Genomic DNA, 17,364 nt, shown 5'->3' on the forward strand with positions numbered 1-17,364 from the left:
AAGCCATTCCAGATAGAGCCCGCAGCCGCAAGGCCACGAGCTCTATTTTTTCTATCCTGCTGTTACCCTACCGCGGGCTAGACGGATCCGCACAACGTCATGACTCCTGCCTGTGCGGATTGACAGCCCCGCCCTGCAGGACAACCCAAACCGCAAACAACAACGGGAGCCTAAGCTCCCGTTACTACCGTCAGTGTCGAATGTCAGACCGTAGCAGCACGCCTCCGGCGGCGAGCCAAGGCACCCATCAAACCCAAACCTGCGAGTAGCAAGGCGTATGTTTCAGGCTCGGGCACAGCCGTGACACTCACAGTGCCATTTGCTGCCAAGCGAGAAAAATCGAGACGTCGACGGTCATATCCTGTCACTGTGATGTTGTCAGCTGTCAGGTTACCCGCAAACGTGTTGAAACCGAACAGCGCGAAACTACTTCCAGCCAGTGGCACATAATCATTTGCAAAAATCAAATTGAGGCTACCGTTGAAGGAGAGGGTGTTGATATTCACCAACTGGTCATACTGTGCGCCCGCAACAGGACCGAAGATCTCCAGATTCAATACAGAGCCAGTTTCAAAGGTCGCATTGCCACCGTTAAAACTGACACTTGCAGGACTGTTTCCAGGGTTGAAAGCTGCCTTGAATGCTACATTGCCCGAGTAGCTGCCAGCACCGCTTACTTCGCCCGAAAACGCAAGCGTGCCACCATTTCCGACCACGGCTCCATGGTTGGAGAAATTGCCAGCCACAGAACTATCACCGTTGAACGAGAGTGCACGGCCAGCACCCAAGCTCATTCCGTTTGAGCTAGCCAACTGGCCTCCGGCAGCCAACGTGGTGCTCGCTCCCAACAAAGCCTGGTCTGCTGAGAGCAGCTCCACTCGGCTTGCGCCAACCCTCAGCTCCCCTTCGAAGGCGTATGCACCCGCAACGCTGGAGTTGCCCAAGGACAAATTACCACCGCTGGCAGAAATGACCTTATCGGCTCCGCCGGTCAGCTTACCAACGACCGCACCGGATCCGCTGATGTTTCCCAAGTTACTCAGGTTGATATCGCCGGTGCTTTGGATAGTGCCCTTGCTTAAATTGGTATTGAGCGCACTAATTTGCCCGTCTTGGATCTGGACCCGTCCGTCCACGCCGACGGACAAAGTCCCAGTACGAACTGTTCCACCGTTCTGGATCTTCAGAACACCCACGCCAACGACGCCTACAGCTAAGGAGTTGTCGGCTGCCAAGGTTGAACCGCTGCCATCAATAGTCGCAACTGCAAAAGGCATAGGGACCGGATTGCCGCCCCCAAATCGGCCATAGCCCACAGTAGCATCCTTCGCGGTAACGGAGGCACCGCTCGTGACATCCAGAACCCCACCATAAGCATCAGAGCCAACCATCAGTGTGGTGTTCTCCCATTTGGACCCCGCGCCAGCAACCTTTACAGAGCTCACGCCTGTGGCGTTACTTCTGACATAACCGGTGCCGCTCTTTACATAACCACCATCCTCGATCCGCAACACACCGCTGCGCGACATACCCACTATCAAGAGGTTCGTGTTTTCCCACCGGGACGAGGGTCCAGACACCACAACAGAAGCCGAATCGGATATGCCCCGTAAATCAGCACCAATCTCAGCCCGGTCACTGAAGACAGCTCCACCTTGCTCAATGGCAAGGGCTCCAGTGCCAACTTTGCCCACACTGATTGTTTGATAGACCTTCCATTTAGACCTATCACCCGTGACTTTCACGACTCCATTGCCGCCCGTAGCAGCACCTATCGAGCCACTGAGGCTTTCGACTTGACCGCCGTTTTGGACCAACATAAGACCCGCACCGCCATCGCCAACCTTGAGACTACCCGAATTGGTAAATTTTGAGCTTGCACCGTCAACGCGTAACTCGCCCGTGCCAGTTCTCGAAACTCCCACGGCGGTGGAGGTGCCTGACACTACCCCACCATTGGTAACGTCTAAGACTCCCCTACCGCCAACACCCACGCTAAATCCCGATGTACTGTTCCAGCTGGAGCCAGCCCCATTGACCGTCACCCGCCCGGATCCGTATGTACCTGCACCGATGTTTCCTGTGCTGCTACGAATGGTGCTACCACCCTGTACTGTCAATGACGCAGAAACCGAATCTCCGATCGTAGAGAGTTGGGTCGTATTGATATTTGTTTTGTTGGTAAGGGTGAGTGCAGCGCCGCCAATGGACACGGCGCCAACAACATTCAATCCTTTTACTCCGCCGTCCCATGTCTGATTAGCCGTAACAGCCAAGGGCATCGATATGGTTTGCAGGTTATTGCTTTTGTTGGTGACGTTTCCTGTCATCGTCACAGCATTCGTCCCGCCCAAATTGAAGGCCCCGGCGCCTTCAGCGAAAGTGATGCTACTGATCGTTCTCCGCAGGCTGGTGGTCGATAGCCTGCTGGAACCCTGAAAAACGAGATCATCTCCGTTGATGGGAGAGCCACCTATCCAATTCGCAGAGTCATTCCAAAGACTGTTGGAGGAGGAGGCGCCGGTCCAAGTGCGGGTTGCGGCGTCAGCATGCGGATACGAGACAAAGGAAATCAGGCCCGCGACGGCAAGATAAACGGCTTTACGCGGATGAGGAATAGTGTTCAGAGAGGGCATCGCAGGAGAGACCGTTCAGGGTAGAGCAAGACAAACAGGAAAGCACAATAGTTTACAAATGCGGAGCTTCCGATTGATAGCTCTTTTGGACTACAAAGCACCCGCCACACTGAGGCGACATCCCGCGCACAAAGCCGCGTTCAGCGGCTCTGTGCAAGGGAGCGTTCAGCCCCTATCACTCCACCCGCGTAATCCGGTTCGGCTTGAAGCCCAAGTCCGCCGCTTTGCCCTTGCGCCCACGGGCTGCGCGGGCGTTGTTGAGGCTGCGGATTTCTAGGGTTTCGTCGCGCTCTTTGGCACCACGGCCGATGCCGTCAATGCGGATGCTGCGGGTGTAGGCGGCAGCGCCGGCCAGGGTGTCTTTGTCTTCCAGGTCGATCAGCATCAAGCCGCGGCCACCGTTGGTCATGGTTTTGAGTTCGGTGATCTCAAAGGTCAGGATGCGCCCGCCGGTGGACGCGCAGGCCACGTGGGTAGCAGGCGCAACCACCGCTGACGGCGTTCCGGCCACGGTGACCTTACCTTGCGCACCCGACACCACAGACGGCGCGCACAGGGTTTCGCCCTCGCCCACGCCCACAAAGGCCTTGCCGGCCTTCTGGCGCGAAGTCATGTTCTCCACACTGGCAATAAAGCCGTAGCCGCCGCTGCCAGACAGCAGCAACTGTGCGCTGGCCGGGCCGGCAAAGTAATACAGAATTTGTGTGCCGCTTTCCAGCTCCAGCAGCGTGGTAACCGGCTGGCCATCGCCCCGCCCGCCAGGCAGTGCAGACACCGGCACGGTGTAGATGCGCCCGTTGGAGCCGAACACCAGCAGCGTATCCACCGTGCGGCACTCGAAGGTGCCGTACAGGCCGTCACCCGCCTTAAAGGCGAAGGTGGATGCCTCGTGCCCGTGGCCGGTGCGGGCACGCACCCAGCCTTTTTCGGACACCACCACGGTCACCGGCTCGTCCACTACCTTCACTTCTGCCACAGCCTTTTTCTCGGCCTGGATGAGGGTGCGGCGCGCGTCAGCAAACACTTTGGCATCCGCCTCGATCTCTTTGATCATCAAGCGGCGCAACGCAGCGGGGCTGCCCAGAATTTCATCCAGCTTGCCTTGCTCAGTGCGCAGCTCAGACAGCTCTTGCTCAATCTTGATGGCCTCCAAGCGCGCCAATTGGCGCAGGCGGATTTCAAGAATGTCTTCAGCCTGGCGGTCGCTCAAGTTGAAGCGGGCAATCAGCGCAGCCTTGGGCTCGTCGCTGTTGCGGATGATGGCAATCACCTCGTCGATGTTGAGCAACACCGTCTGGCGGCCTTCGAGGATGTGGATGCGGTCCAGCACCTTGCCCAAGCGGTGGCGGCTGCGCTTTTCAATCGTGGTCTGGCGGAAGCTGATCCACTCGTTGAGCATTTGGCGCAGTGACTTTTGCACCGGCTTGCCATCCAGCCCCACCATGGTGAGGTTGATCGGCGACGAGGTTTCCAGGCTGGTGTGGGCCAAGAGTGCGGTGATCAGCTCCTGCTGCTCGACCGTGCGGCTCTTGGGCTCAAACACCAAGCGCACCAAGGCGTCTTTGTTGGATTCATCACGCACCACGTCCAGCACGCTCAAGATGCTGGCCTTGAGCTGGGTTTGGTCTTGGCTCAGGGCTTTTTCCCGGCCTTGACCTTGGGGTTGGTGAGTTCTTCAATCTCTTCCAGCACACGCTGGCTGCTCACACCGGGTGGCAGCTCGGTCACCACCAGCTGCCATTGGCCGCGGGCCAGGTCTTCAATCTTCCAACGCGCGCGCACCTTGAGGCTGCCGCGGCCGGTGCGGTAAGCGTCGGCAATGTCGCTGGCGCTGCTGATGATTTGCCCGCCGCCGGGGAAGTCGGGGCCGGGGATCAGCGCGAACAGCTCGTCGTCGGAGAGCTTGTCGTTTTTGACCAGTGCCACACAGGCGTCCGCCACTTCACGCAGGTTGTGGCTGGGGATTTCGGTGGCCAAGCCCACGGCAATGCCGCTAGCACCGTTGAGCAGGCTGAACGGCAGGCGGGCGGGCAGTTGGCGGGGCTCTTCAGTGGAGCCGTCATAGTTGGGCTGAAAGTCCACGGTGCCCTGGTCGATTTCGTCGAGCAGCAGCGTGGTGATTTTGGCCAAGCGGGCTTCGGTGTAGCGCATGGCAGCGGCACCATCGCCGTCTCGGGAGCCGAAGTTGCCTTGGCCGTCTACCAGCGGGTAGCGCTGCGAAAAGTCTTGCGCCATGCGCACCAGTGCGTCGTAAGCCGACTGGTCGCCGTGCGGGTGAAAGCGGCCCAGCACATCGCCCACCACGCGGGCGCTCTTGACCGGCTTGGCACCGGCATTGCCGTTGGCACCGCCAAAGCCCAGGCCCATGCGGCCCATGCTGTACAAAATGCGGCGCTGCACCGGCTTGAGGCCATCGCAAACATCAGGCAGGGCACGGCCCTTGACGACAGAAAGCGCGTACTCCAGGTAAGCGCGCTGGGCGTAAGTGGCGAGGTTGAGTTCGCCATCCTCACCGGGAGGCACCGGGCCTGTCGGTTCAGCGGGTTCGGGGATCAAATCGAGCGTGGTTTGGTCAGTCATGTTTCTTCAGTTCAGTCCACTGCAATCCGGGATTCTTCAAGGGCCGCGGGCAAGGCCGGGGTCATCATGTTGCCGCGCCCGATGGCGCCACCGGGCATGGCGCCAGGCGCCAGCACATAGGCGGTGCGGGAGCCCGACAGCACATAGCCGTCGCCATAGGGGTTGAGCACCGGCTTACCGCCCGCCGCTTGCGGCGTGGGCGCTTTGGCGGGGGCCGGGGGTTTGAGCGCGGCGTAGAGCTCCGTCACGGTGGCGACGTAGTTCTGGGTTTCTTTGTAATTGGGCACTTTGTTGCCGGCACGCTGGACCGCGCCCTCTCCTGCGTTGTACGAGGCGAGGGCCAGATCGGTGCGGCCGGGGAACATGTCGAGCAACAGGCGTAAATAGCGCGCGCCGATGCCGACATTGATTTTGGGATCGGCCAGCTTGGCTTCTACCGACATCCAGCGGTCGCTGTCCACCCCGAAACGGCGCGCCGTATCCGGCATGACTTGCATGAGCCCAATAGCGCCCTTGGGCGACACCGCAGTGGGCTCAAAGCCGGACTCAGTGGTGACCAGCGCCTTGAGCAACTCATAGTCCAGCCGGTACTTGCGCGCGGCCTCTTGCAGCAAGGGCTGGGCTTTGCGGTAGCGCGGAGAATTGTCAAAAAACGCCGCCAACTTGGGCGACAGCTCGGGCGATACCTCGGGTGCCTGGGGTACTGCCGCATGAGGTGCGGTAGCGTCAGCCCCTGCCTTCAGGCCACGGATAGAGGCACGGAAAAACAGGGTGTACCGCTCGTCGGTTTGCACGGCTGAAAAGTGCGACTGCCCCTGCGGGTCTACATAGACCCACACGTCGGCTTTGGCATCAAAAGCGGCTGTAGCGCACATAAATAATGCGCAAGCAGCTACCTTTTTCATAGCAAAACGGGACACAGCGGCACGCAGGTGCATCAGACGTCGATTTCTACCGAGTCGCCATGCAGCTCCATCAGCTCGCGGCGGGAGGCCGCTTCGCCTTTACCCATGAGCTTGGTGATCAGCGACTCGGTGTCAGCCGAAATTGACAGCGCCCAGCATCACCGGCAACAGGCGGCGGGTGTCGGGGTTGAGCGTGGTGTCCCACAGCTGCTCGGCATTCATTTCGCCCAAGCCTTTGAAGCGGCTGATGGACCAAGCGCCTTCACGCACACCCTCTTTGCGCAGCTTGTCGAGGATGGCAGTGAGTTCGCCTTCGTCCAGCGCGTAGGCCTTGCTCGCAGGCTTTTTGCCACGTGCCGGTGCATCCACGCGGAACAGCGGGGGGCGGGCCACATACACATGGCCGGTCTCGATCAGCTTGGGGAAATGCCGGAAAAACAGCGTAAGCAGCAGCACCTGGATGTGCGAGCCGTCCACGTCCGCATCGCTCAAGATGCAGACCTTGCCGTAGCGCAGGCCGCTCAGATCGGGCGTGTCGTTGGGGCCGTGCGGGTCTACGCCGATGGCGACCGAAATGTCGTGGATTTCGGTGTTGGCAAACAGGCGGTCGCGGTCCACCTCCCAGGTGTTGAGCACTTTGCCGCGCAGGGGCAGGATGGCCTGGTTCTCTTTATCCCGGCCCATCTTGGCGCTGCCGCCCGCAGAGTCGCCCTCGACCAGAAACACTTCGTTGTAGGCAATGTCGCGGCTTTCGCAGTCAGTGAGCTTGCCTGGCAGCACGGCCACGCCGCTGCTCTTGCGCTTTTCGACCTTCTGACCCGCTTTCTGGCGGGTTTGGGCAGCTTTGATGGCCAGCTCAGCCAGCTTCTTGCCGTAGTCCACATGCTGGTTGAGCCACAGCTCCAGCGCGGGGCGCACAAAGCTGCTGACTAAGCGCACCGCGTCGCGCGAGTTCAGCCGCTCTTTGATCTGGCCTTGAAACTGCGGGTCCAGCACCTTGGCGCTCAGCACATAGCTGGCGCGGGCGAACACGTCTTCGGGCATGAGCTTGACGCCCTTGGGCAGCAGGCTATGGAACTCGATGAAGCTTTTAACGGCTTGGAACAAGCCATCGCGCAAGCCGCTCTCATGCGTGCCACCCGCGCTGGTAGGAATCAGGTTCACATAGCTTTCGCGCACCGGAGCGCCATCTTCGGTAAAGGCCACGCACCAAGTCGCGCCCTCGCCTTCGGCAAAGGTGTCGTTGTTGCCGTCGGCAAAGCCTTCGCCGTCAAACATGGGGATGACGGGATCGGCGCTCAGGGTCTGGCCCAGGTAATCCTTCAGGCCGCCCTTGTAGAGCCAGTTCTGGCTTTCCTTGGTTTTTTCGTTCACCAGCGTCACGCTCACGCCGGGCATCAACACAGCTTTGCTGCGCAGAAGGTGGGTCAGCTCGCCCATCGGCAAGACGGCGGATTCAAAGTACTTGGCGTCGGGCCACACGCGCACGCTGGTGCCCTGCTTGCGGTCGCCATCTCCAGCCTTGCGCACTTGCAAGGCCTCGGTCACATCGCCGCCTTCAAACACCAGGTGAGCGACGGAGCCTTCGCGGTAGCTGGTAGCTTCCAGACGCTTGCCCAGCGCGTTGGTCACCGACACACCCACCCCGTGCAAACCGCCGGAAAAGCTGTAGGCGCCGCCCTTGCCCTTGTCGAACTTGCCGCCTGCGTGCAGGCGGGTGAACACCAGCTCGATGACCGGCGCTTTTTCTTCGGGGTGCATACCAAACGGAATGCCACGGCCATCGTCTTCCACGCTGACGGAGCCGTCGGCGTGCAGGGTGACCTTGATTTTCTTGCCGTGGCCGGCCAGTGCCTCGTCGGCAGCGTTGTCTAGCACTTCCTGGATGATGTGCAGCGGGTTATCGGTGCGGGTGTACATGCCCGGGCGCTGTTTGACGGGCTCCAGGCCCTTGAGCACGCGGATCGACGATTCAGAATATTCGGGGGTGGGTTTGACAGCCATAGCGGCGGATTGTAGGGGAACTGCGGCAATCCACTGTATATGCATACATGCAAATACCCATCACCAACCCTGACGCCGCCCCAACCGCTGTCCCGCCCGCTGCAAACCTTGGGCCCGAAACTGGCTACATTTGCAGGATGAGTTCGACCTCCCAACCTCTCTCGATCACCCAGGTGCTGGTGTGTGGCGCCACCATCGTGACCCTGTCCATGGGGATACGCCACGGTTTCGGCCTCTGGCTGCAGCCGATTACCCAAGCCCAAGAGTGGACGCGCGAAACCTTTGCCTTTGCGATCGCAATTCAAAACCTTGTCTGGGGCGTCAGCGGAATATTTGCGGGCATGGCCGCCGACAAGTTTGGCGCATTCCGCGTCATCATCATCGGGGCCTTGTTGTATGCGTTGGGCCTGTGTGGCATGGCGCTGACCACGACGCCGCTGACCTTCACCCTGGCAACAGGGGCACTGATCGGCATGGCGCAGGCGGGCACCACCTATGCGGTGATCTACGGCGTGATTGGCCGCAACGTGCCTGCGGAAAAGCGCTCTTGGGCGATGGGCGTGGCGGCTGCAGCAGGGTCATTCGGGCAGTTTTTGATGGTACCCACCGAAGGCTTTTTGATCAGCCACTTCGGGTGGCAGGAGGCCTTGCTGGCATTGGCTGCAGCCACTCTGCTGATGATCCCACTGGCCCGCGGACTGCGTGAGCCAGCGTTTGGCGGCGCGGCAGCCCCGGCTCGCCAGCAAAGCATAGGCCAGGCGCTGCGCGAGGCCTTCAAGTACCCCAGCTTTCAGTTGCTGATGGCAGGTTACTTTGTATGCGGCTTTCAGGTGGTGTTTATCGGCGTGCACATGCCCAGTTACCTGAAAGACCAAGGGCTTTCGCCCCAAGTGGCCAGCTATGCACTGGCCTTAATTGGCCTCTTTAACGTGTTCGGCACCTACGCAGCGGGCGTGCTGGGCCAGAAGATGCCCAAGAAGTACATCCTGGCGTTCATTTACTTTGCGCGGGCAATAGCGATCAGCGTGTTTTTGCTGGTGCCTTTGTCTCCCATGAGCGTGTATGTGTTCTCTGCGGTCATGGGGGTACTGTGGCTGTCGACCATTCCCCCCACGAATGCCACCATCGCCCAGATTTTTGGTGTGGCCCACCTGTCCATGCTGGGCGGGTTCGTGTTCTTCAGCCACCAGATCGGCTCTTTTCTGGGTGTGTGGCTGGGCGGCTATCTGTATGACAAAACCGGTAGCTACGACATCGTTTGGTATATCGCGATTGGACTGGGCGTATTCGCCGCACTGGTGAATTTGCCAGTGCGTGAGGCACCGATTGGGCGCACACCCCAAGCCGCGTGAGAACAGCCGCCATGCTCAAGAAAACAGCGATCACACTGGCCTTGTGCCTGCTGCTGACCGCCGTTTTTTCCATGTACACCCAACCTGAATTCATGATGCAGATGGCCAATCAGGTGTGGGCCTGTTTTTGATCCGCTTTTTACATGACCAGCAACACCACCGTCACCATCATCACCGGCGCGTCTGAGGGCATAGGCGCCGAACTCGCGCGGCAACTGGCCACACGCTATGGCGCGGGCCTGAGCCTGGTGCTGGCCGCCCGCAAGCGCGAGGCGCTGGACGCGGTGGCAGACATGTGCCGCGCCAAGGGCAGCCAGGTTTTGGTGGTGCCCACCGATGTGTCTGTGAAAGCCCAATGCCGCGCGCTCATTCAGGCCACTCTTGACGCCTTCGGCCGGATTGACACCCTTGTCAACAACGCAGGGGTTTCTGCCCAAGCACTGTTTCAGGATGTGGATGCCCAAGACCTGCATTGGTACGAGGACCTGATGCGCGTCAACCTGTGGGGCAGTGTGTGGTGCACCCATGCTGCGCTGCCGCACATCAAGCAAGCCCAAGGGCGCATCGTGGCGGTGTCGTCGCTGGCAGGCCTGATTGGCGTGCCCGGACGCACGGCCTACAGCGCCTCCAAGTTTGCAATGACCGGATTTTTTGAGGCGCTGCGTGCCGAGCTCAAGCCGTCAGGCGTGAGTGTGACCACCGCCTTCCCCGGCGTGGTGTTGACCGACATCCGCGCGCACGGCCTGAACGCCAAGGGCGAGGTCGCGGGCTCCAGCGGCCTCAAGGAAGACAAGGCCATGAACGTCTCCGAGTGCGCCTACCTGATTGCCACCAGCATGCAAAAACGCCAGCGCGAAGTGGTGATGACCGCCCAAGGCAAGCTCGGGCGCTTTCTCAAACTCTTGTTACCAGGCGTTGTGGAGAACATGGCGATGGCGGCGCTCAAAGATGAAGTGAAGCCCAAGTGATGCACACACCGCACCGGCAGTTGTCTGCACCGTCGCCCTGGATTCAGCGCTGGAGCCACCTCATCCCCCCGGGGGCCTCCGTTTTGGACGTGGCTTGCGGCAGTGGGCGCCACCTGCATTGGTTTGCCGGGCGCGGCTGCAAGGTGACCGGCGTCGACCAGGATATTGAAAGTGCACAGCAGTTACTGCCAAATGCCAGACTCGTGCGTGCCGACATCGAAAACGGGCCATGGCCTTTGGTGAACGAGGCCAACGCCGAGCCTGAGTTGTTTGACGCGATTGTGGTGACCCATTACTTGTGGCGGCCACTCATGGACACGCTGCTGGCCAGTCTGGCACCGGGCGGCGTCTTGCTCTATGAAACATTTGCCGCGGGCAACGAGACGGTGGGACGCCCTGCACGGCCTGATTTTTTGCTGAAAAACGGTGAATTGCTGCAGATTTGTAGCGATTTGCACATCGTGGCTTACGAAAACGGTTTTCTAGAGCAACCCGACCGTTTCGTGCAGCGTATTGCTGCCACTCGTATCTTTACCCCAAGTGCATGCAACGGCGCTCCGGCGCGCTATGCACTCTAGTTAAAATGTTTGTTTACAGATTCAACACTCGACATGAACGCTTCTAAAGGTCCGATCCGGGGCAGCATCGTAGCCCTTATCACTCCGATGCTTGACGACGGCTCCGTGGATTACCCCGCGCTGCGCAAACTCATCGATTGGCATATCGCCGAGGGCACCGATTGCATTGGCGTCGTGGGCACTACCGGTGAGTCCCCCACCGTCAGTGTTGAAGAACATTGCGAAATCATCCGTGTGTCGGTCGAGCAATCCGCCGGGCGCGTGCCGATCATGGCCGGTTGTGGCGGTAACTCCACCCGTGAAGCGATTGCCTTGGCCCGCTTTGCCAAGCAAGTCGGCGCAGACTGCCAACTGCAAGTCGTGCCCTACTACAACAAGCCGACCCAGGAAGGCCAGTTCCAGCACTTCAAGGCCATTGCAGAAGCTACTGGCGACCTGCCGATCGTGCTCTACAACGTGCCTGGTCGCTCGGTGGCCGATATGGCACACGACACCGTCTTGCGCCTGACACAGGTGCCCGGAATCGTGGGTATCAAAGAAGCAACCGGCAACATTGAGCGCGCCCAGTGGCTCATCAAAGATGCACCGAAAGAGTTTTCGATCTACAGCGGCGACGACCCGACCGCGGTGGCGCTGATGTTGTGCGGCGGCCACGGCAACGTGAGCGTGACTGCCAACGTGGCACCGCGTCTCATGCATGAGCTCTGCAAGGCAGCTATTGCCGGAGACGTAGCACGCGCGATGGAAATCCAGATGAAACTTTTGCCCGTCCACAAGACTCTATTCATTGAATCCAACCCGATTCCTGTGAAGTGGGCGGTTTCACGCATGGGGCTGTGCAAGCCTGCCCTGCGCTTGCCTTTGACACCGCTGACAGAAGCCAGCCAACCCGCCCTTGAAAAGGCCATGCAAACCGCTGGTCTGATCTAAGCGCGCTGCCATTTTTAGGATTTTTGTGAATTCCATTTCTAAAGTTATTTTGCTTAGCGCGACGATTGGCTTGGGAGCCTGCACCGCGCTGGAAACAGACAAAGTGGACTACCGCTCTGCAGCAAAAGCCCCTCGCTTGGACGTTCCGCCCGATCTCACCCAGTTGAGCAAGGACACTCCTTACACCGTCGTAGGCGGGGCCGTTTCTGTGAATGCGGCCAAAACAACCCAGGCTGTGGCGGAAAAATCCGAGGTAGCGGCAATGGCGGTGGGCGACGTCAGAATCGAGCGCGCAGGCAACCAGCGCTGGCTGGTGGTGAACCGCCCGGCTGAAAAGCTGTGGGAGCCGGTGAAAGACTTCTGGCAAGAAAACGGTTTCTTGTTGGCGCTCGACCAAGACAAACTAGGGATCATGGAAACTGATTGGGCGGAAAACCGCGCCAAACTTCCACAAGATTTCATTCGCACAGCCTTGGGCAAGCTTTTGGACTCCTTTTATTCGACTCCTGAAAGAGACAAGTTCCGGACTCGATTGGAACGCGATAGCAGTGGCAACACAGAAATTTTCATCAGCCATAGGGGCATGGTGGAGGTTTACACAGCAGAGCGCTCCAACGAAACCGTGTGGCAACCGCGAGCAGCAGACCCTGAGCTTGAAGCTGAGTTTTTGCGTCGCTTGATGGTCAAGCTGGGAGTGTCGCAAGAACAATCCAAGGCACTGGTGGCCAATAGCGTCACCAAACCAGTGGCTACCGTTACCAGCCTGAATGGACAGCCGGTTGTTCAACTGGACGAGGGCTTTGACCGGGCATGGCGCCGCACAGGACTCGCCTTGGACAGAACCGGCTTCACTGTGGAAGATCGTGACCGCAAACAAGGTGTCTACTTTGTTCGCTACCAGGAACTAACCTCCGACAAGGCCGAGCCCGGCTTTTTCAGCAAAATGTTCAATGGCACCAAAGCCAACGTCGCGCTCAAATACCAAATTGCGGTGCGCAGCGCAGGTGAAAAATCAACAATCAGCGTGCTGGATGCCAATGGCAACCCCGAGACCACCGCAGTTGCTCAAAAAATTGTGAAAGTCATCGCTGACGACATCAAATAAGCGGAGTTGCATCGCTACGAGGCGATGTACCGGCAAAAAAAAACCACCGAAAGGTGGTTTTTTTTCGTCTGCAAGCAGATTATTGCTTGGCTGGCTCGGAAGCAGCAGCTGCAGGAGCAGTGGCTTCGGAAGCAGCAGCTGCAGGAGCAGCAGCTTCAGGAGCGGATGCAGCAGCAGCAGGAGCTTCAACAGCAGCGGGAGCAGCAGCAGCAGGAGCTTCTTCTTTCTTACCGCAAGCAGCCAGAGCAGCAGCAGCGATCAATGCTGCCAAAACGAGAGACTTGTTCATTTTTAAAGACTTCAGTGAGTTAACGAAACAATTTCCGGAAATTGTCTGGATAGCGAACCACCCAGCCCTGACGTAAAGCATTCGGTCTCTTTCCATCAGAGCTTGAAATTATACAAGACCCAAAACAGTGCGTACGGGTAAACCCTCTTGAACCTTAAAGTCCCAAAACGGAGGCCGGAAAACCGGGGGAGCTTTGACGGAAACACTCGTCTACCGATTCTTTCAAATTCAGTTTCGAGCGGGGCTCACGTGACCACACACCGACCGAACGCTCGGCATCACGGCGGTGCAAGAACCATGCGGGCCCCAATAATGCACTGGGCATTTCAGAGTCGTCAAGATGCTTAACCACCCTGCAATCCAAAAGGTGACCCCAAGTCACGCGCCACTGAACAAAGCGGGGGTGCAGCAGAGTGACCTGGTTGTAACGCTTCGCAATCATGGTCAACCGTCGCCCGGGCTTGACCCATCGCTGGAGAGATTCGATAACCGCTTTTTCGCGCAACGGCCAATCCGCAAAATCAACATCGACCCAGACCATCTGGCTCCAGCCTTCCAGGCCAGCAAGGTCAATGCCTTGCCGGACGGCCTCTGCGAACTCAGAGGGGCCTAGAAACGCACCCTCACCTGGCCACGTTGTCTCATTGGTCGACATGCAACCATCCGGCATCGCACCAGTCCTGCACCAGGCTGATAGCCCCCTCACTCAAACGACGTACTTCTTTCGCGTCCAGCTGGCGCTTATCGGCCAACTGCCGCATCAATTGCGCGTCGCGACCTGCCGCATTAAAACTCTCACCGTTGATAAAAACATGATGCGCGTCGTAGAGCATACGGGTGCGGCGATCCAAGCGGATGGCACCCGCGACGTCTTGGCCCTCGCCATCGAACCATACGTTGGCCTTCGGTTCACTCAAATATTCACCCAGTGCACGGGCGATGGCTTTAGGGTCCTTCAGCGCTGACTGCACTGCAGCCTGAGCGAACTCCAGCATGGCGGATGGCAACTCAGCGTGGGCTTGTACTGCCGCTTGTTTGGGGTCGGTGTAAAGGGTTGCCGGCAAGTCATCCATCACTTGCTCAGCAATGCGTTGCAAAACCTCTTGCGCCAACTCTGCCTGAGAAGGAGAACGGAAGCCGATGGAATAGGTCATGCATTCCCCCTCCGCAATACCGTCGTGGGCGTATTTGGGCGGGAGGTACAACATATCGCCGGGTTCGAGCACGAACTCTTCTTCCGGCTCGAAATTGGCTAGGATTTTGAGCGGCATGTCAGGCACCAACGACAGGTCTTTCTGCCGCCCTATGCGCCAACGACGACGACCATGCGCCTGCAACAGAAAAACGTCATAGCTATCAAAGTGGGGGCCCACGCCGCCTTGGTCTGTGGCGTAGCTGATCATCAAATCGTCCAGGCGCGCATCCGGCACAAAACGGAACTGATTGATCAAGCCATGCACTCGCTCATCATGCGAATCTACCCCCTGCACTAGCAAGGTCCAACCCGCTTGCTTGAGCGGCGGCAGGGCCTTCCGGGCAAAAGGCCCGTGTTTGAATTTCCATGCATCCCCTTCGCCGGGAGCACCCTGCACCACCAAACGCGACTCTACGTCTTCTTGCGCCGCCAGCTCCAACAGCTCGATACGCTCCAGCAATGGAGAAAATCCGGGAATAGCTTGACGGATCACCAGCGGCTTCTTTTGCCAGTAGCGCTGCATGAAGGTTTCCGGGCTGATACCGCCGAGCAGCTGGAGAGGGGTTTGAATTTTCATGGGAGAATTTTGCCTTATGGAAATCACTACACAATGCGTCGTTGCCCTCACATGGACGCTGAAAGACACACTGGGCGAAGAACTGGACGTTTTGGACGAGCCGGTTGAGTTTTTATTGGGCGGCAACGACTTGCTGCCCCCCATCGAAGCTGCGCTGCAAGGCCACGTAGCGGGCGATAAAGTGCAATTGCAAATCGAGCCGGAAGAGGCTTTCGGCGATTTCAATGACCAGCTGATTTTCCTGGAGCCGCGCGGCCTGTTCCCCGCAGAACTGCAAGAAGGCCTGACCATGGAGGGTTATGCATTACCCGCAGGCTGCAACCCGGACGCCCCCAAAGACGCGCTCTACACCATCACAGATATTTACCCCGAACACGTGGTGCTGGATGGCAACCACCCCCTGGCGGGGATCGCCATCCGTATTCAACTCAAAGTAGAGTCAGTCCGGGAAGCCACTGAAGAAGAAATCGGCTCTGGCACCTTGGGTACCGGGTTCTTCCGGGTCCAGCGCTTGCACGAGCAAGCCCCCGGAAACGATCACCTGCACTAAGCCGATCAGGCCTTTCCGGTGGAGCCGTAGCCGCCCTCCCCGCGCTGCGACGCGGGGAATTCGGTCACCACATTGAACTGGGCTTGCACCACCGGCACGATCATCAACTGCGCAATGCGCTCCATCGGCTCGATGGTGAACGGCACTTCGCTGCGGTTCCAGGCGCTCACCATGAGCTGACCTTGGTAATCGCTGTCAATCAAACCCACCAGATTGCCCAGCACGATGCCATGTTTATGCCCCAGCCCGGAGCGGGGCAGAATCAACGCCGCATACGCTGGGTCTTCGAGATAAATTGCCATGCCGGTAGGTACCAGTTGCCATGCATTGGGAGCCAGGGTTAGCGGTGCGTCCAGGCAAGCGCGCAAATCCAAGCCAGCACTGCCCGGGGTGGCATAGGTCGGCAAATTGTTTTGCAAGCGGGGATCGATGATCTTGACGTCGATTTTCATGATGTTCCGTGTGAAAGATTAAGAGGTAGCGTGCAGGCGTTTGGCGATTTCGGCAACGAGTTGCCGGGCCAAATGCAGCTTGGAGTTACGAGGCAGTTCGGTAGAACCGGCGGCATCGATGAGCAGAAGTGCATTGTCGTCCTGACCGAAGGTCGCGGGACCGATGTTGCCCACCAGCAGCGGCACCTTTTTTCGCAGTCGCTTTGCCGTCGCGTGGGCCAATAAATCATGACTTTCCGCAGCAAAGCCCACGCAATAGAGATCGCCACGCACCGCACGTTCGGTTTGGGCCACATCGGCCAGTATGTCGGGATTCTCTACAAACTCGAGTTTCGGCGTTGCACCGCTGCCGTCTTTTTTAAGCTTATGGTTGGCCGCAGTCGCAGGACGCCAATCCGCCACAGCAGCCGTTGATATAAAAACAGTAGCACTTTGCGCATGCTCTGTGCTGGCTAGGTGCATATCAAGTGCCGATTTCACATCGACCCGCTGAACGCCGCGAGGCGTTGCCAAAGCCACCGGGCCGGCGATCAAGGTCACCTCAGCCCCCGCCTCGCGCGCAGCACGGGCAATAGCAAACCCCATTTTCCCGCTAGAGAGGTTGGTAATGCCACGCACCGGGTCAATCGCCTCGAAGGTGGGCCCGGCAGTGACCACCACATGCTGCCCCGCCAGACGCTTGGGCTGAAAGAACGCAACAACCTCCTGCAGCAACTCGTCTGGCTCCAGCATGCGCCCGTCGCCCGTCTCGCCGCAGGCCTGGTCGCCATGTCCCACGCCCAACACATGGGTGCCATCCGCACGCAGCTGCGCGAGATTGCGCTGGGTGGCAGGGTGCGCCCACATCTCCCGGTTCATGGCGGGGGCAATGATCAGCGGCACGCTCTCAATAGGCCGCGCAAGGCACATCAGACTCAGCAAATCGTCGGCACGACCATGCAACAGTTTGGCCATGAAATCGGCGCTGCAGGGCGCAATCAGAATGGCGTCGGCCTCGCGACTCAGGTTGATATGCGGCATGTTGTTGTGCTCGCGCGCATCCCACTGAGAATCAAATACCGGGCGATTGCTCAGCGCTTGCATGGTCACCGGCGTGATGAATTGCGCGGCGGCCTCGGTCATCACGACCTGCACGGTGGCCCCCTGTTTGATCAACGCACGGCACAGCTCAGCCGCCTTGTAGCAGGCAATACCGCCTGTCAAACCCAGAACAATGTGCTTACCGGAAAGGTCCATGTCGTAC

The 17,364-nt window shown here is 59.0% G+C and carries 13 protein-coding genes and 3 pseudogenes; 6 read left to right on the forward strand and 10 right to left on the reverse strand.

All coding sequences use genetic code 11. The annotated features are described in order from the left end of the window. Window positions 1-203: 203 nt before the first annotated feature. The 5 genes and pseudogenes from RAE19_RS19400 to RAE19_RS02980 form a co-directional block, all read right to left on the reverse strand. Entirely contained in the window at window positions 204-794 is a 591-nt protein-coding gene (locus tag RAE19_RS19400) for an FxDxF family PEP-CTERM protein (protein WP_430962560.1), read from the reverse strand. Between the two features lie 375 nt (window positions 795-1,169). Further along, window positions 1,170-2,636: pseudogene (locus tag RAE19_RS19405) on the reverse strand (hypothetical protein); the annotation flags it as partial. A gap of 175 nt (window positions 2,637-2,811) precedes the next feature. Beyond that, window positions 2,812-5,216: pseudogene (gene parC, locus RAE19_RS02970) on the reverse strand (DNA topoisomerase IV subunit A). Window positions 5,217-5,227: 11 nt separating this feature from the next. Next, window positions 5,228-6,091: a lytic transglycosylase domain-containing protein gene (locus RAE19_RS02975; RefSeq protein WP_313873521.1), complete on the reverse strand. Its 864-nt coding sequence runs from the start codon at window positions 6,089-6,091 to the stop codon at window positions 5,228-5,230. A 62-nt stretch (window positions 6,092-6,153) separates the two neighbouring features. Next, window positions 6,154-8,125: pseudogene (locus RAE19_RS02980) on the reverse strand (DNA topoisomerase IV subunit B). Window positions 8,126-8,262: 137 nt separating this feature from the next. Here RAE19_RS02980 and RAE19_RS02985 point away from each other — a divergent pair. From RAE19_RS02985 to bamC, 5 genes are all read left to right on the forward strand, one after another. Further along, window positions 8,263-9,477, forward strand: a complete 1,215-nt coding sequence (locus RAE19_RS02985) for an MFS transporter (protein WP_313873522.1) — start codon at window positions 8,263-8,265, stop codon at window positions 9,475-9,477. A gap of 143 nt (window positions 9,478-9,620) precedes the next feature. Then, complete coding sequence (locus tag RAE19_RS02990) at window positions 9,621-10,445, forward strand: SDR family oxidoreductase (protein WP_313873523.1); 825 nt, start codon at window positions 9,621-9,623, stop codon at window positions 10,443-10,445. Next, window positions 10,445-11,023, forward strand: a complete 579-nt coding sequence (locus RAE19_RS02995) for a class I SAM-dependent methyltransferase (RefSeq protein ID WP_313873524.1) — start codon at window positions 10,445-10,447, stop codon at window positions 11,021-11,023. Before RAE19_RS02990 ends, RAE19_RS02995 begins: the two co-directional genes overlap by 1 nt. Window positions 11,024-11,056: 33 nt before the next feature. Beyond that, window positions 11,057-11,953, forward strand: a complete 897-nt coding sequence (gene dapA / locus RAE19_RS03000) for a 4-hydroxy-tetrahydrodipicolinate synthase (protein WP_313873525.1) — start codon at window positions 11,057-11,059, stop codon at window positions 11,951-11,953. A 25-nt stretch (window positions 11,954-11,978) separates the two neighbouring features. Further along, window positions 11,979-13,058, forward strand: a complete 1,080-nt coding sequence (bamC, locus tag RAE19_RS03005; protein ID WP_313873526.1) for an outer membrane protein assembly factor BamC — start codon at window positions 11,979-11,981, stop codon at window positions 13,056-13,058. 79 nt (window positions 13,059-13,137) lie between these two features. On the opposite strand, the gene RAE19_RS03010 is transcribed toward bamC, so the two are convergent. From RAE19_RS03010 to RAE19_RS03020, 3 genes are all read right to left on the reverse strand, one after another. After that, window positions 13,138-13,347 (reverse strand): hypothetical protein, encoded by a 210-nt coding sequence (locus tag RAE19_RS03010; protein ID WP_313873527.1) that lies wholly within the window; start codon window positions 13,345-13,347, stop codon window positions 13,138-13,140. A gap of 154 nt (window positions 13,348-13,501) precedes the next feature. Continuing rightward, window positions 13,502-14,002 carry a hypothetical protein gene (locus tag RAE19_RS03015; protein ID WP_313873528.1) on the reverse strand — a complete coding sequence of 167 codons (501 nt, stop codon included), beginning with the start codon at window positions 14,000-14,002 and terminating at the stop codon, window positions 13,502-13,504. Next, on the reverse strand, window positions 13,989-15,119 hold the full coding sequence (locus RAE19_RS03020) for a cupin domain-containing protein (protein WP_313873529.1): 1,131 nt from the start codon (window positions 15,117-15,119) through the stop codon (window positions 13,989-13,991). Before RAE19_RS03020 ends, RAE19_RS03015 begins: the two co-directional genes overlap by 14 nt. Window positions 15,120-15,135: 16 nt before the next feature. Here RAE19_RS03020 and RAE19_RS03025 point away from each other — a divergent pair, with 16 nt between their 5' ends. Further along, on the forward strand, window positions 15,136-15,669 hold the full coding sequence (locus RAE19_RS03025; protein WP_313873530.1) for an FKBP-type peptidyl-prolyl cis-trans isomerase: 534 nt from the start codon (window positions 15,136-15,138) through the stop codon (window positions 15,667-15,669). Between the two features lie 5 nt (window positions 15,670-15,674). On the opposite strand, the gene dut is transcribed toward RAE19_RS03025, so the two are convergent. Together dut and coaBC are read right to left on the reverse strand one after the other, a co-directional pair. Next, window positions 15,675-16,121, reverse strand: a complete 447-nt coding sequence (gene dut, locus RAE19_RS03030) for a dUTP diphosphatase (protein ID WP_313873531.1) — start codon at window positions 16,119-16,121, stop codon at window positions 15,675-15,677. Window positions 16,122-16,139: 18 nt separating this feature from the next. Then, on the reverse strand, window positions 16,140-17,357 hold the full coding sequence (gene coaBC, locus RAE19_RS03035) for a bifunctional phosphopantothenoylcysteine decarboxylase/phosphopantothenate--cysteine ligase CoaBC (RefSeq protein ID WP_313873532.1): 1,218 nt from the start codon (window positions 17,355-17,357) through the stop codon (window positions 16,140-16,142). Window positions 17,358-17,364: the final 7 nt, after the last annotated feature.

It is taken from the genome of Rhodoferax potami (assembly GCF_032193805.1).
GTDB classification, from domain to species: Bacteria; Pseudomonadota; Gammaproteobacteria; order Burkholderiales; family Burkholderiaceae_C; genus Allorhodoferax; species Allorhodoferax potami_A.

Excerpts from the sequence above, each read along its gene's own strand:
- RAE19_RS03010 (WP_313873527.1), bottom strand. The coding sequence starts at position 13,347 with ATGAACAAGTCTCTCGTTTTGGCAGCATTGATCGCTGCTGCTGCTCTG.
- coaBC (WP_313873532.1), bottom strand. The coding sequence starts at position 17,357 with ATGGACCTTTCCGGTAAGCACATTGTTCTGGGTTTGACAGGCGGTATT.
- RAE19_RS02975 (WP_313873521.1), bottom strand. The coding sequence starts at position 6,091 with ATGTGCGCTACAGCCGCTTTTGATGCCAAAGCCGACGTGTGGGTCTAT.
- RAE19_RS02990 (WP_313873523.1), top strand. The coding sequence starts at position 9,621 with ATGACCAGCAACACCACCGTCACCATCATCACCGGCGCGTCTGAGGGC.
- RAE19_RS02995 (WP_313873524.1), top strand. The coding sequence starts at position 10,445 with ATGCACACACCGCACCGGCAGTTGTCTGCACCGTCGCCCTGGATTCAG.
- dut (WP_313873531.1), bottom strand. The coding sequence starts at position 16,121 with ATGAAAATCGACGTCAAGATCATCGATCCCCGCTTGCAAAACAATTTG.
- RAE19_RS02985 (WP_313873522.1), top strand. The coding sequence starts at position 8,263 with ATGAGTTCGACCTCCCAACCTCTCTCGATCACCCAGGTGCTGGTGTGT.
- RAE19_RS03025 (WP_313873530.1), top strand. The coding sequence starts at position 15,136 with ATGGAAATCACTACACAATGCGTCGTTGCCCTCACATGGACGCTGAAA.
- RAE19_RS19400 (WP_430962560.1), bottom strand. The coding sequence starts at position 794 with ATGAGCTTGGGTGCTGGCCGTGCACTCTCGTTCAACGGTGATAGTTCT.
- dapA (WP_313873525.1), top strand. The coding sequence starts at position 11,057 with ATGAACGCTTCTAAAGGTCCGATCCGGGGCAGCATCGTAGCCCTTATC.
- RAE19_RS03020 (WP_313873529.1), bottom strand. The coding sequence starts at position 15,119 with ATGAAAATTCAAACCCCTCTCCAGCTGCTCGGCGGTATCAGCCCGGAA.
- RAE19_RS03015 (WP_313873528.1), bottom strand. The coding sequence starts at position 14,002 with ATGTCGACCAATGAGACAACGTGGCCAGGTGAGGGTGCGTTTCTAGGC.